Below are 12,840 nucleotides of genomic sequence, written 5' to 3'. Positions count from 1 at the left end.
ACCCGAACGCTTGTCCCTTTGCGTGCAGTCGAGGCCTGGCCCGTCTGCCGAATAGTGTTGTGACAGGAGACACAAATGGGTGCAAAAGTTGCGATCGTGATGGGATCGCGCTCGGACTGGCCGACCATGGAAGAAGCCGCAGGAATCCTCGATACCCTGGGCGTGGCTTATCACACCGAGGTCGTTTCGGCTCATCGTACGCCGGATAAAATGTTCGACTTTGCCGAACATGCCGCCGAGAACGGGTTCAAGGTCATCATCGCCGGTGCCGGCGGTGCGGCTCACCTGCCGGGCATGATCGCCGCCAAGACACTGCTCCCGGTACTGGGTGTTCCGGTGCAGAGCAAGGCACTGAGCGGTAAAGATAGCCTGCTCTCTATCGTACAGATGCCGCGCGGTATTCCGGTGGGTACTCTGGCTATCGGCGGTGCCGGTGCGTTCAATGCCGGCCTGATGGCGGCACAGATGTTGGCCGTGGAAGATGCCGAGCTGTGTAAGCGTATCGGTGACTGGCGTCGTGAGCAGACTCAGGCCGTGCTCGATAATCCCGATCCCCGTGACTAACTGATTGCAGGTTTAATGATGTTGCCAAGAATTGTCGTGGCCGGTAACGGTCAGTTGGGCCAGATGCTGCAGCAGGCTGGCGCACCGATGCAGTTGAAGGTGATGCCGGTTGAGCCCAACCAGGATATCGAAGTTGCCCTGCACGCGGATGATGTGATCACCGTCGAGGTCGAGCACTGGCCTGACACGGTCACCGGTCTGCAGTTGAAGAACCATCCCAACTTCCGTAACGCCTCTGCGCTGCACGCGGTGATTGACCGTCAGCGTCAAAAGAGCCTGCTGGATCAGTTGCAGGTGCCGACCGCTCCCTGGGTCGATCTGGACAGCGAAGCGAGCCTTACCGAAAAGCTCGAGAGCCTGGGTGAGCGTGCCGTCGTTAAACGTCGTCGTGGCGGTTATGACGGTCGTGGCCAGTGGCGCTGGCAGCGCGGTGATGAGGTTGAAGCGGAGTGGGCTGAAACCTGCATAGCTGAAGCGATGATCCCGTTCAGTCACGAGGTGTCTCTGGTAGGCGCCCGTAACGCCAAGGGCGAGAAGGTGTTTTATCCGCTGACCCGCAACTGGCATGAGAACGGTATCCTGCGTGCCAGCGTGGCCGGCCTGGATGTTCCGCAGGAGCAGCAGGACAGCGCCGAAGAGTGGCTGAGCCGCATCATGGACGACCAGAACTACATCGGCGTGATGGCGATGGAGTGCTTTGTCGTTGACGGCAAACTGCTGGTCAATGAACTGGCGCCACGGGTTCATAACTCCGGTCACTGGACCCAGGAAGGCGCGACTATCAGCCAGTTTGAGCTGCACCTGCGTGCGCTGGCGGAGCTGCCGCTGATCAAGCCTGAGATCAAGGGTGTATCGGTGATGTACAACCTGCTGGGCCGCACCTGGAAAACCGAGTGGCTCGGTATCGATGGCGTGCATGTTCACTGGTACGGCAAATCCCTGCGTCCGGGACGCAAGGTCGGTCATGTGAATATCAATCGCCCGACCCTGGCTCAGCTCGAAGAAAGTCTGAAGGCTCTGAAAGAGCTGGTGGACGATGAAGATCGGATCGCGTTCGACTGGAGTCTCGAACAGCTCTGATTTTCTACCGTAATACTTGCCAGTCCGCCCTTTGCGCTTGTTCGGCTCTTGTTCAGTGCGGGGCGGACTGGTAATATCGCGCACTCTCTTGGGGGAGTAGTCTGCTTTCCGGTTCCCAGCCGGTGAGCGTCACTGTCAACATAATTGAGCCTCAATGCTCATGGCAGTGACAACCGTACGTAGCCGGCGGTTTGACGAGACCTAAGACACTTCATGCTGCTCTAGGCGGGCCAGCGTGGTTGTGTCTTATGGTTTATGCCCGCCTGGAAGTCTGTCAATGGAAGCTTTTCTCTCTTCTACTCTAGCGGTCGCTATTGCCGAAATCGGTGATAAAACGCAGCTGCTTACTCTCTTTCTCGTTGCCCGTTTCCCTGCGCAGCGTATGGCCATTATTCTCGGCATTCTGATCTCGACTGTGATCAACCATGGCATATCCGCCCTGTTTGGTGCCTGGCTGGTGGAATGGGTTCCGGAAAACTGGGTGCCCTGGATTATCGGTCTGAGTTTCATTGCGGTGGGTCTCTGGGTGCTGGTGCCGGACAAGGATGATGACGAAGAGGGTGGGGCGCTTAAATACGGGGCCTTCATAGCGACCTGTATTCTCTTCTTTATTGCCGAGATTGGTGACAAAACCCAGATCGCCACCGTGATTCTCGCGGCGCGCTATGAAGATGCGTTGATCGCTGTGGTCGTAGGTACAACCCTGGGCATGATGCTGGCCAATGTGCCGGTGGCCTTGTTTGGTGGCTGGTTGATGCAGAAGATCCCGCTGCACTGGGTGCGCTGGAGTGCCTGTGGACTGTTTGTTCTGCTTGGGGTGGCTTCGCTGACGCAGATATAAAACATATTAGATACAGATCGGATGAACTTTGTTGAATTCGATGACTCTATGAAAGGAATACGCTCCAGGTCGGCCCTGTAGGAGGAAACGAGTCTTGAAGGCCCTGGTTTCACTTGTTGTGCTTACGTTCTCTCTGCTCGCAGGAGTAGAAGAGAGCGCGGCTAATGGAGCCGTAAGCCAGCAGCTGGCCATCTGTGACTCGTCCACTTATGTCGATCTGGCGCTGACGCCAACCAGTGGCGATGCTGTCTGCCCGGCAGCGGTATCGCAACTGGAGCCTTTAACGCCCTTTACCCGGGCGATCACTACTCGCCGGCACTGTGTCGGTCGTATCGAAACAACCCGCCATATTCGCGCTCCTCCCTCGTTTATCTGACCCCAAGTTAACTTTCTGAATTTAAAAGCTATTAACGTCCTGCCGGCGAGAGGGTCCGTTCGTGCCGGTGTCAGGGAGGTCAGATGATTACTGCAGTGAATTTTCGTCACGGTATCGATAACCCGGCTGCGATGCAGCGTATTCAGAGTCGGTTGGATCGAATTGCATCAAAAACCAGCCAGGCTCGCCGTATCGACGTGGTGCTCGACCGCATCGCTTATGACGGTAGTCCCGCCTGCAACTATGAATGCCATATCTCTTTTCGCGGCAAGGAAAAGAAGAATCTGGATATACGTGCCGACAAGCGGCATCCGGATATGGCCATAGATGATGCCTTTGATCGTCTCAATATGGCGCTTAGCGGAAGTCTGAACCGTCGTAACCGCAAGCGTCGTGCTGGCTGACTTGAATCGTTTCTATCTGACCCTAATTAGATGCAGGGATCAGGTATGACTGAGGAATCTGTTATGAAAAAAAGAGTGTTGTTAGGTGCTTTTGCGTTGTGTTCAGCGCTGGCGTTAAACGCTAATGCGGCGCTGCCGATCAGTGATTCTCAGGGCGAACAGCTGCCTTCGCTGTCGCCGATGTTGAAAGAGGTAAATCCCGCGGTGGTCAACATCGCAACCTTCTCGACTCAAAAGGTTTATAACCCTCTCCTGAACGACCCGTTCTTCCGTCGCTTCTTCAATGTGCCGGAGCAGCAGGCGCGGCCCCAGCAGCAGCGTCGCCAGGCCAGTGCCGGTTCAGGCGTGATCGTTGATGCCGGCGAGGGGACTATCGTCACCAATTACCACGTCATCAAGGGCGCTGACGAGATTCAGGTGTCCCTGGAGGATGGTCGCAACTTTGAAGCGACCCTGGTGGGTGCTGATCCGGAAGTGGATATCGCCGTCTTGCATATCGAGGCGGACAAGCTGGTGGATCTGCCGATCAGTAACTCGGACAAGCTGAATGTGGGTGACTTTGTGGTAGCCATCGGTAATCCCTTTGGTCTTGGGCAGACGATTACCACTGGTGTGGTCAGTGCGCTGGGACGTACCGGGCTGGGTATTGAAGGGTATGAGAACTTTATCCAGACCGATGCCTCGATCAATCCGGGTAACTCCGGCGGTGCGCTGGTCAACCTGAACGGTGAGCTGATCGGTATCAACACCGCGATCATCGCTCCGGGCGGCGGCAACGTGGGGATCGGCTTTGCGATCCCGGCCAACATGATGCGCCGCGTGGCGGACCAGATTCTTGATCATGGCGAGGTAACCCGCGGTCAGATCGGTGTTGCGATCCAGGACATTACCCCCGAACTGCAGGAAGCCTTCGATCTGGAAAATGGTCAGAAAGGTGTGCTGGTGACTGAGGTGATGGAAGACTCTGAAGCCGCGAAGGCGGGTCTGAAATCCGGTGATGTGATCCTGTCGGTAGATGGCAGGGACACCCCGAATGCAGGGCAGCTGCGCCACCGCATCGCCTTCTCTGGTATCGGTAATGAGGTCAAGCTGGATATCATCCGCGACGGCGATCCGATGACTGTGGCTGTGAAAGTAGGGCGGTCCGACTCGCAGTCGGGTGATGTGCGCCTGCATAAGCTGCTTAAGGGGATAGGTGTTGCCAACTCGCCGGACGGCGAGGGCGTGGTGATCACTGAAGTGGATCCTCAGTCCTCGGCTGCTGCGGCCGGCCTGCGTTCCGATGATGTGATCCTGAGCGTCAACCGCTCCAAGGTGAATACCGTTGCGGACCTGGATCAGGTGCTCTCCCGCGTTGATGACAAGCTGTTGCTGCAGATTCGTCGTGGCCGTGGTGTGTTTTACCTGGTGCTGCGTTAAGCGCTGTATCTGCTGATAGATCCAAGGGCTGCCTTTGAGGCGGCCCTTTTTTATGTTTGGTAGTTCAGCTTTGGTGGGAAAGTCGCGCAGCTATGGCTGGCTTGGCGCAGAAACAATAAAGCCCCGCGATTAGGCGAGGCTTTGTTGTGAAATTCAAATGGTGGTCAGCGGTGGATTGTTCCCCTTCGGGACGTCGTGTGTTGCACGGCGTCGTCTCGCGCCTATGGCGCTCGGCTCGAACCACCTTCGGTGGTTCTCATCCACCCTTGGGTTCGTGCAGAAATAACAAAGCCCCGCGGTGGGCGAGGCTCAGTCGTGAAATTCAAATGGTGGTGAGGGGTGGATTGTTCCCCTTCGGGCCGTCGTGCGCTGCACGACGTCGGCGCTCGGCTCGAACCGCCCGGTGTTTCTCATCCACCCTCGGGTATGCGTAGAAGCAACAAAGCCCCGCGGTTAGGCGAGGCTCAGTCGTGAAATTCAATGGTGGTGAGGGGTGGATTCGAACCACCGAAGCTCGCGCGTCAGATTTACAGTCTGATCCCTTTGGCCACTCGGGAACCCCACCAGCGGCCGCGTATAATAGAGATCTCGTCGGGGGCTGTAAAGTGTTCATTTGGCGCATTTTGGCATTTTTTTGATATGCATGACGCGCGTAAAAATTCCTGCTGGAATGAAAAAATTTCTTCTGTATCCTGCACAACCGCTTAGCCCCCGTAGCGCTGGGGCTGCCGCCATTTTGGCTGTAGTGAGAGCGACAAAACCGCACAATTTCAACTCTTGAAATAAAGTCTCTTCGCACTATATTTAGTGTCCATACGCAGGCATGACACTAGATATTGTGTTTTGGTGAACTTTTAACCAAAGGTTCACATGCCGCAATATTTGTACCAAAGAACACAAAATCTGTCCGGGTTTCAGCATGGAACTGGCTCGGGCGGAATTATCCAGGCTTTGTAGTGAGGGATGGGCGAGATGCAGCAAGATCTGATGGTAACCAAACGTGACGGGCGGCGAGAATCGATCGATCTTGAGAAGATTCACCGGGTCATTATCTGGGCCGCTGAAGGGTTGGAAAATGTTTCGGTTTCTCAGGTTGAGCTCAAGGCTCACCTTCAGTTCTACGATGGCATCAAAACCTCCGATATCCACGAGACGCTGATCAAGTCTGCAGCCGACCTCATCTCCGAAGAGGCGCCGGACTATCAGTACCTGGCCGCTCGCCTGGCGATTTTCCACCTGCGCAAGCGCGCGTTCGGCACCTTTGAACCGCCGCACCTGTATGACCACGTAGTCAAGCTGGTGGAAGATAAGCGTTACGACCAGCATCTGCTGACCGATTACACGCGTGAAGAGTTGGACGAGCTCAACGACTACCTCGAGCACGGCCGTGACATGAACTTCAGCTACGCGGCAGTGAAGCAGCTTGAAGGCAAGTACCTGGTGCAGAACCGTGTCACCGGTGATGTCTATGAAAGCCCGCAGCTGCTCTATATGCTGGTATCCGCTTGCCTGTTCTCCGGCTACGACAAGGAAAGTCGTCTGGATTACGTGAAGCGTTTCTACGATGCGACCTCCGAGTTCAAGCTGTCTCTGCCAACGCCGATCATGGCTGGCGTGCGTACGCCTACCCGTCAGTTCAGCTCCTGTGTACTGATCGAGACCGACGACAGCCTGGATTCCATCAACGCCACTGCGGCGGCGATCGTCAAATACGTATCTCAGCGTGCCGGTATCGGTATCAATGCTGGCCGTATCCGTGCCCTGGGCAGTCCGATCCGCAACGGCGAAGCATTCCACACCGGTTGTATCCCGTTCTACAAGCACTTCCAGACGGCGGTTAAGTCCTGCTCTCAGGGTGGTGTGCGCGGTGGTGCGGCGACTCTGTTCTACCCGATCTGGCACCTGGAAGTTGAATCCCTGCTGGTGCTGAAGAACAACCGCGGTGTTGAAGAGAACCGTGTTCGTCACATCGACTACGGCGTGCAGATCAACAAGCTGATGTACACCCGTATGATCAAGGGCGAGAACATCACCCTGTTCAGCCCGCACGATGTGCCGGGTCTGTACGATGCCTTCTTTGCCGATCAGGACGAGTTCGAGCGTCTGTACGTGCAGTACGAGCAGGATCCGAGCATTCGCAAGAAGAGCATGAAGGCGGTTGAGCTGTTCGGTCTGATGGCGTCTGAGCGTGCCTCTACCGGCCGTATCTACATCCAGAACGTTGACCACTGCAACACCCACAGCCCGTTCGATCCGAAAGTGGCGCCGGTTAAGCAGTCCAACCTCTGCCTGGAGATCGCGCTGCCGACCAAGCCGCTGAAGGATGTGAACGATCCCGACGGTGAGATCGCGCTTTGCACTCTGTCCGCCTTCAACCTGGGCGCACTGGCAAACCTCGACGAGCTGGAAAACCTTTCCGACCTGATCGTGCGTGCGCTGGACAGCTTGCTGGATTACCAGGACTACCCGGTGCCGGCCGCTTACAACGCCACCATGGGGCGTCGTACCCTGGGTGTGGGTGTGACCAACTTTGCCTACTACCTGGCCAAGCACGGTGTGCGTTACTCCGACGGCTCCGCCAACGGTTTGGTGCACCGCACCTTCGAAGCGATTCAGTACTACCTGCTGAAAGCTTCCAACCAGCTGGCGAAAGAGAAGGGTCCTTGCCCGAAATTCAACGAAACTACTTACGCCCAGGGTCTGCTGCCGATCGACACCTACAAGCGTGATGTGGACAGCTTCTGCGAAGAGCCGCTGCACTACTTCTGGGAAACCCTGCGCGAAGATATCCGTGAGTTCGGTCTGCGCAACAGCACCCTGACGGCGCTGATGCCCTGCGAAACCTCCTCGCAGATCACCAACTCCACCAACGGTATCGAGCCGCCGCGCGGTTTCGTATCGGTGAAGTCCAGCAAGGACGGCATCATGAAGCAGGTGGTGCCGGAGTACCTGGAGCTCAAGGACGATTACGAGCTGCTCTGGTCTATCCCGAACAACGATGGTTACCTGCAGCTGGTGGGTATCATGCAGAAGTTCGTCGATCAGTCGATCTCGGCCAACACCAACTATGACCCGACCAAGTTCCCGGGCGAGAAGGTGCCGATGAAGCAGCTGCTGAAAGACCTGCTTACCGCCTACAAGTATGGTGTGAAGACTCTCTACTACCACAACACCCGCGATGGTGCGAAAGACTCGCACGACGACATCGGGTGCGAAGGTGGTGCCTGCAAGCTGTAAGGCTTCGCGTCCGTCACACTGAACTCCTTTTCTCTCCTCCCGCTTGCGGGAGGAGTCTATTTCGCTATTGCATTCAGGATAGATTGAATGGCCTACTCAACTTTCAGTCATAGCGATCACGATGCGACTCGTGAGCCGATGTTTTTTGGTCGTAGTGTTAACGTCGCCCGTTACGACAAGCAGAAATACCCGATCTTTGAAAAGCTGATCGAGAAGCAGCTCTCCTTCTTCTGGCGTCCGGAAGAGGTCGATCTGAGCACCGACCGTAAAGATTTTCAGAAGATGCCGGAGCATGAAAAGCACATCTTCCTGAGCAACCTGAAGTATCAGACCCTGCTGGACTCCGTGCAGGGGCGCTCACCCAACGTGGCGTTTCTGCCGATCGTATCTCTGCCTGAACTGGAAACCTGGTTTGAAACCTGGGCGTTCAGTGAGACGATTCACAGCCGCTCCTACACCCACATTATCCGTAATATCGTCAATGAGCCGTCCTCGGTGTTTGACGAGATCGTAACCAATGAAATGATCATCCGCCGTGCGGAGTCGGTGACCAAGCTCTACGATGAGCTGATCGAGCTGACCAGTCTCTACACCGTTCACGGTGAGGGCGTGCATGATGTGGGCGGTCGCAAAGTCGATACCTCGCTGTATAACCTTAAGCGTGCACTCTACCTGACCATGGTGTCGGTGAATGTACTGGAGGCGATCCGCTTCTACGTCAGCTTTGCCTGCTCCTTTGCGTTCGCCGAGCGCGCGATCATGGAGGGTAACGCCAAGATCATTCGTCTGATCGCCCGTGACGAGGCGCTGCACCTGACCGGTACTCAGCACATTCTCAACCTGATGAAGTCGGGCAATGACGACCCGGACTTCAAGCAGATTGCGGCGGAGTGCGAAGAGGAGGTTTACCGAATCTTCAAGGAAGCGGCGCAGCAGGAGAAAGACTGGGCAGAATACCTGTTCAGTGAAGGTTCCATGATCGGTCTGAACGCCCGTATTCTTGGCGATTACGTGGAGTACATCACCAACGTACGTATGAAGGCGCTGGGCCTTAAAGAGGCGTTTGAGCCGCGGCAGAATCCGCTGCCCTGGATGAATGCCTGGTTGATCAGCGATAACGTACAGGTGGCGCCCCAGGAGGCTGAGATCAGCTCCTACCTGGTGGGTCAGATCGACAACGATGTCGATTCCGACGACTTTGACGGTTTCGATCTGTAAGGGGTAGTCCCCATGTCTGGTATCCCGCGAATAAAGGTCAGTAATTTCCACACCTTCTTTTACCAGTACGAGTTTTCTCTGCTGGATGCGCTGGAAGCCCAGGAGATCCCGGCGCCTTACAACTGCCGCGGTGGTTACTGCGGCTGCTGTAAGGTGCGCCTGATCGATGGCGAAGTGGAATACGTACAGGACAGCCTCGTTGACCTGGACGATGACGAAATCCTTACCTGCTGTTGTCGCCCGGCAACGCATATCGAGATCGAAATGCCCGACTCCTAAGTCGGGCGTTGATCTCTGTCACAAGCTTCCTTTTCTACCACTCAATTGCTCTTGTTTTGACGCTAGGCCGTTGACTTTTTCACAAGCACCGAGCTTTTGGCGGGATCTGTGTGAACGGGGCTTAATAAGTCTGTAGAATCTGTCTTTTTATTTATAACCTATTGAAAATAAAGGTTTATAAATTTCTGGTCTATTTTTCTGCAATCTGCTGAAACGCAGTAATCATGCTGCCTGGCGCCATCTCTCCAGAATTTGTCCACCAATCTATCAACAGAAACTGTGAGTAAAGCGAGGCTTCATTTCTGTGCGCTGAAAATCACTAAAATAGAGCCTTTCTGGCCCTGCTGGTGGCGAGTTTGAGAGGTTCTTGTCTGACTGCACTGTTTTGGATGCGGCGGGGTTCTGCCCTAGTGCGTTCGAGAGGGGGAGTGGTGGGGGCTTATCCACCGCTTGCAAAGAGATTTTAAAATAATTCATGTCAAGCCTTGATTTTTATATTTTATTTGTGTTTTATTTATCTAAATCAATGGCTTAAAGCTACCTGTCTAATAAAAAACCATTCTGTAACAAAGCCAGCAGGCATGCCCGCTGGGGCTGTTTTATCAGTGGTTCTTCACAGTTTTATCCACAGCTTCTGGGTATAACTCGGCTTATCCTCAGGCGTATTCTCTCTTCTCCTTGAATTCACACAGGTCTTCGATGGTGCAGGCGCCACAGCGTGGTTTGCGTGCCGTGCAGACGTAGCGACCGTGCAGAATCAGCCAGTGATGGGCGTCGTGGAGAAACTCCTTGGGGACGAAGCGCAGCAGCTTCTTTTCCACTTCCAGAACAGTCTTTCCGGGCGCGATGCGGGTACGGTTGGAAACGCGGAATATATGCGTATCCACGGCCATGGTCGGCTGTCCAAAAGCGGTGTTCAGCACCACGTTGGCGGTCTTGCGGCCGACGCCGGGCAGTTTCTCCAGCGCTTCACGGGTTTCCGGGACTTCGCCGCCATGTTCATCCAGCAGGATGCGGCAGGTTTTGATGACGTTCTCCGCCTTGCTGTTATACAGGCCGATGGTCTTGATATAAGACTTGAGGCCGTCAACGCCCAGGTCAAAAATCGCCTGCGGCGTATTGGCTACCGGGAATAGCTTAGCGGTGGCTTTGTTGACACCCACATCCGTGGCTTGTGCCGACAGGGTTACGGCTACCAGCAGCTCAAACGGGGTGCTGTAGGCGAGCTCGGTGGTGGGGTTGGGGTTGGCGTCCCGCAGGCGGGTGAAAATCTGGTGGCGTTTTTCGGCGTTCATTTGCTGCTACTGGCTGTGAATAGTTCGGCCGCCTGAGATCGCTCGTGAGTCTCTTGCTTGTTTCTCGGTGAGTCTTCTCTAAACAAGTCGTCTCGAAATGACCTGCCTTAAAGTACGGTGGTCTGGTCGCGGCCCTGGATTTTGGATTGATAGAGTGCCTGATCTGCCCGCCTTAGCCAATGGTCATGGTCAGAATCATCCACTGCCGCCTGAGCGATGCCGAGGCTGACGGTAAAGACAAAGCTCTGTTCGCGGTAGGTGATTTCCAGTGACTGCACGGCAAGTCGCAGGCGTTCGGCGAGCACTTCGGCCTGGCTGTCTGTGGTGTCTGGCAGCAGGATGGCAAACTCTTCGCCGCCGTAGCGTCCCGCTATGTCGGTGGCGCGGATGTGGTGCCGGATCAGGTCCGAGAGAGCGATGATCGCGCGGTCACCTGCGGGGTGGCCGTAGGTGTCGTTGATCTGTTTGAAATGATCGATGTCCAGCATAACCAGGCAGCCGGGCTGGTTGCTGCGCAGGAAGCGCTTGTACTCTCGCTCCAGGCACTCTTCCCAGTGACCTCGGTTGTTCAGTCGGGTCAGGCGATCGGTGCGGCTGAGGCTTTGCAGGTTCTTGTTGGCGCTCGCCAGTTGCTGCTGGCTGATGGCGGCATCGGTCATGTCGTAGATGATAATGCCGACATGGGTGACCGCTCCATCGGGCCCGCTGAGAGGAATCAGCGTTACGTTCTGGTACATCTGACCGACGTTGCCGGTAAATGGGCGGTCGGATTTAAAGTTAAACAGCGCTGTACGTTCCTGCCAGGTAATGAATGACCGGTTGCGCAGCATAAATACCGACTGCGTCTTTCTCTTTAGCCAGTTTTCCGGCAGCTCCGGGAACAGCGAGAAGATCGATTGGTTGATGACGCTCTTTTCCCTCATACCGGAGTGGTTGACCATAAACTGGTTCCAGAGCTGCACCCGATAGTCCCGATCCAGGATCAACAGGCCCACATCCAGGTTTTGCAGAAGCTCGGTTTGCCAGTGCAGCTGATCGATTGCCGCAGTGCTGAGGGAGTCGCTCATCAGAGGTGGTTTGTCCTTTCCTGGAGGGCCGCAAGCGAGTCTTCGGTAAATAGTAGCAGGAGTTTGCAGCCGATATCGTAGTCTTCGATGCGATACCCCAGCTCGATGCACAGCGTCTGCTGCCAGCGCTCCGGTTCGGAGGACGAGGAGGGATTGGAGTAGCCGTCCAGAATAACCGGCGGCCCCTGGCTGAAGTTAACCTCGATCTGCTCACCCAGGGCTCCAAGATAGGCGCTGATCAGTACATTGGCGATATCCATCAGCAGTTCGCGCTTCAGCTGTGGCGTCATCTCGCCTTCAACCTGCATCAGGCGGCCAATATCCTCGAGGCTGTGCTGCTCGAATACCAGCATCGCCTCGCCGGAAATGCCGGCGCCCAGAAAGCCCTGGCAAAGGGTGTCTATGCTGCCTGCTTCGATGCGTAGCTGCCCAAGGAGTGCGGAGATCTCCTTGCCATCAATCAGCTGTACGCTCGGGATAGGCAGATGAACGAAAACGTCCAGCAGCATGGCCAGGCGCTCTGCGGCGGCGCCCATGGCGATGTTGGAGAGCTCCTGGTAATAGTCCTGCAGTGCCAGTGTCTGATTGGGTGGGGCTGGTGTCGGCTGGTCTATGGGGCTGGCTTCGAGCTCGCGAAGAATGCCGTAGGAGGCGAGTGCGTCACGTACCGCTTCGGTATCGATCGGTTTACGGATAAAGCCGATCGCCCCCATCTCGAGTACCCGCTTGCGCGCTTCCGGCTGCACATCGCCAGAGACGACAACAACGATGGATGGCAGGTCATGGGCGCGGATCCGCTCCAGCGCCTGGTAGCCGTCCATGATCGGCATGTTCAGGTCGAGGAACAGGAGATGTGCCTTACCTGCGCGTGCGGCCTCGAGTGCGGCGAGGCCGTGCGATGCTTCGGTGACGCTCAGATTCCATTCTTTCAGCGCACGGATCATCTGCTTGCGTGCGAGAGGGGAGTCGTCACAGATTACTACGGGGATCGGGGCGCTCACCAAAAACTCCTTAGGGTGTGGCTTGCCGTAAAACGGTTAACCGGCGCCACTATGACAGT

General features: G+C 55.8%; 12 protein-coding genes, 1 tRNA gene and 1 other RNA gene. 9 read left to right on the top strand and 5 right to left on the bottom strand.

The window, feature by feature from the left end:
- Positions 1–75: 75 nt before the first annotated feature.
- The 6 genes from purE to C4S72_RS08895 all read left to right on the top strand — a co-directional run bounded on the left by purE (position 76) and on the right by C4S72_RS08895 (position 4,684).
- Positions 76–564, top strand: a complete 489-nt coding sequence (gene purE, locus C4S72_RS08915) for a 5-(carboxyamino)imidazole ribonucleotide mutase (RefSeq protein WP_104002662.1) — start codon at positions 76–78, stop codon at positions 562–564.
- Between the two features lie 18 nt (positions 565–582).
- Positions 583–1,644, top strand: a complete 1,062-nt coding sequence (purK, locus tag C4S72_RS08910) for a 5-(carboxyamino)imidazole ribonucleotide synthase (RefSeq protein WP_200826702.1) — start codon at positions 583–585, stop codon at positions 1,642–1,644.
- A 277-nt stretch (positions 1,645–1,921) separates the two neighbouring features.
- Positions 1,922–2,485 (top strand): TMEM165/GDT1 family protein, encoded by a 564-nt coding sequence (locus C4S72_RS08905; RefSeq protein WP_104002661.1) that lies wholly within the window; start codon positions 1,922–1,924, stop codon positions 2,483–2,485.
- Positions 2,486–2,603: 118 nt separating this feature from the next.
- On the top strand, positions 2,604–2,861 hold the full coding sequence (locus tag C4S72_RS25640) for a hypothetical protein (protein WP_146071884.1): 258 nt from the start codon (positions 2,604–2,606) through the stop codon (positions 2,859–2,861).
- Between the two features lie 83 nt (positions 2,862–2,944).
- Positions 2,945–3,265: an HPF/RaiA family ribosome-associated protein gene (locus tag C4S72_RS08900; RefSeq protein ID WP_104002660.1), complete on the top strand. Its 321-nt coding sequence runs from the start codon at positions 2,945–2,947 to the stop codon at positions 3,263–3,265.
- 63 nt (positions 3,266–3,328) lie between these two features.
- On the top strand, positions 3,329–4,684 hold the full coding sequence (locus C4S72_RS08895; protein WP_235009079.1) for a DegQ family serine endoprotease: 1,356 nt from the start codon (positions 3,329–3,331) through the stop codon (positions 4,682–4,684).
- 327 nt (positions 4,685–5,011) lie between these two features.
- Here C4S72_RS08895 and C4S72_RS08885 read toward each other — a convergent pair.
- Together C4S72_RS08885 and C4S72_RS08880 are read right to left on the bottom strand one after the other, a co-directional pair.
- Positions 5,012–5,119, bottom strand: a non-coding RNA gene (locus C4S72_RS08885) — RtT sRNA.
- Between the two features lie 46 nt (positions 5,120–5,165).
- Positions 5,166–5,249, bottom strand: a tRNA-Tyr gene (locus C4S72_RS08880).
- 407 nt (positions 5,250–5,656) lie between these two features.
- Here C4S72_RS08880 and nrdA point away from each other — a divergent pair.
- The 3 genes from nrdA to yfaE all read left to right on the top strand — a co-directional run bounded on the left by nrdA (position 5,657) and on the right by yfaE (position 9,418).
- Positions 5,657–7,921, top strand: coding sequence for a class 1a ribonucleoside-diphosphate reductase subunit alpha (nrdA, locus tag C4S72_RS08875; RefSeq protein WP_104002658.1), 2,265 nt, complete (start codon positions 5,657–5,659; stop codon positions 7,919–7,921).
- Between the two features lie 87 nt (positions 7,922–8,008).
- Positions 8,009–9,139 (top strand): class Ia ribonucleoside-diphosphate reductase subunit beta, encoded by a 1,131-nt coding sequence (nrdB, locus tag C4S72_RS08870; RefSeq protein WP_104002657.1) that lies wholly within the window; start codon positions 8,009–8,011, stop codon positions 9,137–9,139.
- Between the two features lie 12 nt (positions 9,140–9,151).
- Positions 9,152–9,418, top strand: coding sequence for a class I ribonucleotide reductase maintenance protein YfaE (gene yfaE, locus C4S72_RS08865; protein ID WP_104002656.1), 267 nt, complete (start codon positions 9,152–9,154; stop codon positions 9,416–9,418).
- A 656-nt stretch (positions 9,419–10,074) separates the two neighbouring features.
- Here yfaE and nth read toward each other — a convergent pair.
- The 3 genes from nth to C4S72_RS08850 all read right to left on the bottom strand — a co-directional run bounded on the left by nth (position 10,075) and on the right by C4S72_RS08850 (position 12,781).
- Positions 10,075–10,713, bottom strand: a complete 639-nt coding sequence (gene nth / locus C4S72_RS08860) for an endonuclease III (protein WP_104002655.1) — start codon at positions 10,711–10,713, stop codon at positions 10,075–10,077.
- A gap of 107 nt (positions 10,714–10,820) precedes the next feature.
- Positions 10,821–11,780: a sensor domain-containing diguanylate cyclase gene (locus C4S72_RS08855; protein ID WP_104002654.1), complete on the bottom strand. Its 960-nt coding sequence runs from the start codon at positions 11,778–11,780 to the stop codon at positions 10,821–10,823.
- Positions 11,780–12,781 (bottom strand): response regulator, encoded by a 1,002-nt coding sequence (locus C4S72_RS08850; RefSeq protein ID WP_104002653.1) that lies wholly within the window; start codon positions 12,779–12,781, stop codon positions 11,780–11,782. Before C4S72_RS08850 ends, C4S72_RS08855 begins: the two co-directional genes overlap by 1 nt.
- Between the last annotated feature and the right edge of the window lie 59 nt (positions 12,782–12,840).

This window comes from Marinobacterium lutimaris (assembly GCF_900108065.1).
Classification (GTDB): domain Bacteria; phylum Pseudomonadota; class Gammaproteobacteria; order Pseudomonadales; family Balneatricaceae; genus Marinobacterium_D; species Marinobacterium_D lutimaris.
This window is presented reverse-complemented; position numbering and strand designations above follow the sequence as displayed.

Bases quoted from the DNA above. Each gene is read 5' to 3' on its own strand.
- yfaE (WP_104002656.1), top strand. From the start codon at position 9,152: ATGTCTGGTATCCCGCGAATAAAGGTCAGTAATTTCCACACCTTCTTT.
- purK (WP_200826702.1), top strand. From the start codon at position 583: ATGTTGCCAAGAATTGTCGTGGCCGGTAACGGTCAGTTGGGCCAGATG.
- nrdA (WP_104002658.1), top strand. From the start codon at position 5,657: ATGCAGCAAGATCTGATGGTAACCAAACGTGACGGGCGGCGAGAATCG.
- nth (WP_104002655.1), bottom strand. From the start codon at position 10,713: ATGAACGCCGAAAAACGCCACCAGATTTTCACCCGCCTGCGGGACGCC.
- purE (WP_104002662.1), top strand. From the start codon at position 76: ATGGGTGCAAAAGTTGCGATCGTGATGGGATCGCGCTCGGACTGGCCG.
- C4S72_RS08900 (WP_104002660.1), top strand. From the start codon at position 2,945: ATGATTACTGCAGTGAATTTTCGTCACGGTATCGATAACCCGGCTGCG.
- C4S72_RS08855 (WP_104002654.1), bottom strand. From the start codon at position 11,780: ATGAGCGACTCCCTCAGCACTGCGGCAATCGATCAGCTGCACTGGCAA.
- C4S72_RS08905 (WP_104002661.1), top strand. From the start codon at position 1,922: ATGGAAGCTTTTCTCTCTTCTACTCTAGCGGTCGCTATTGCCGAAATC.
- C4S72_RS08895 (WP_235009079.1), top strand. From the start codon at position 3,329: ATGAAAAAAAGAGTGTTGTTAGGTGCTTTTGCGTTGTGTTCAGCGCTG.
- nrdB (WP_104002657.1), top strand. From the start codon at position 8,009: ATGGCCTACTCAACTTTCAGTCATAGCGATCACGATGCGACTCGTGAG.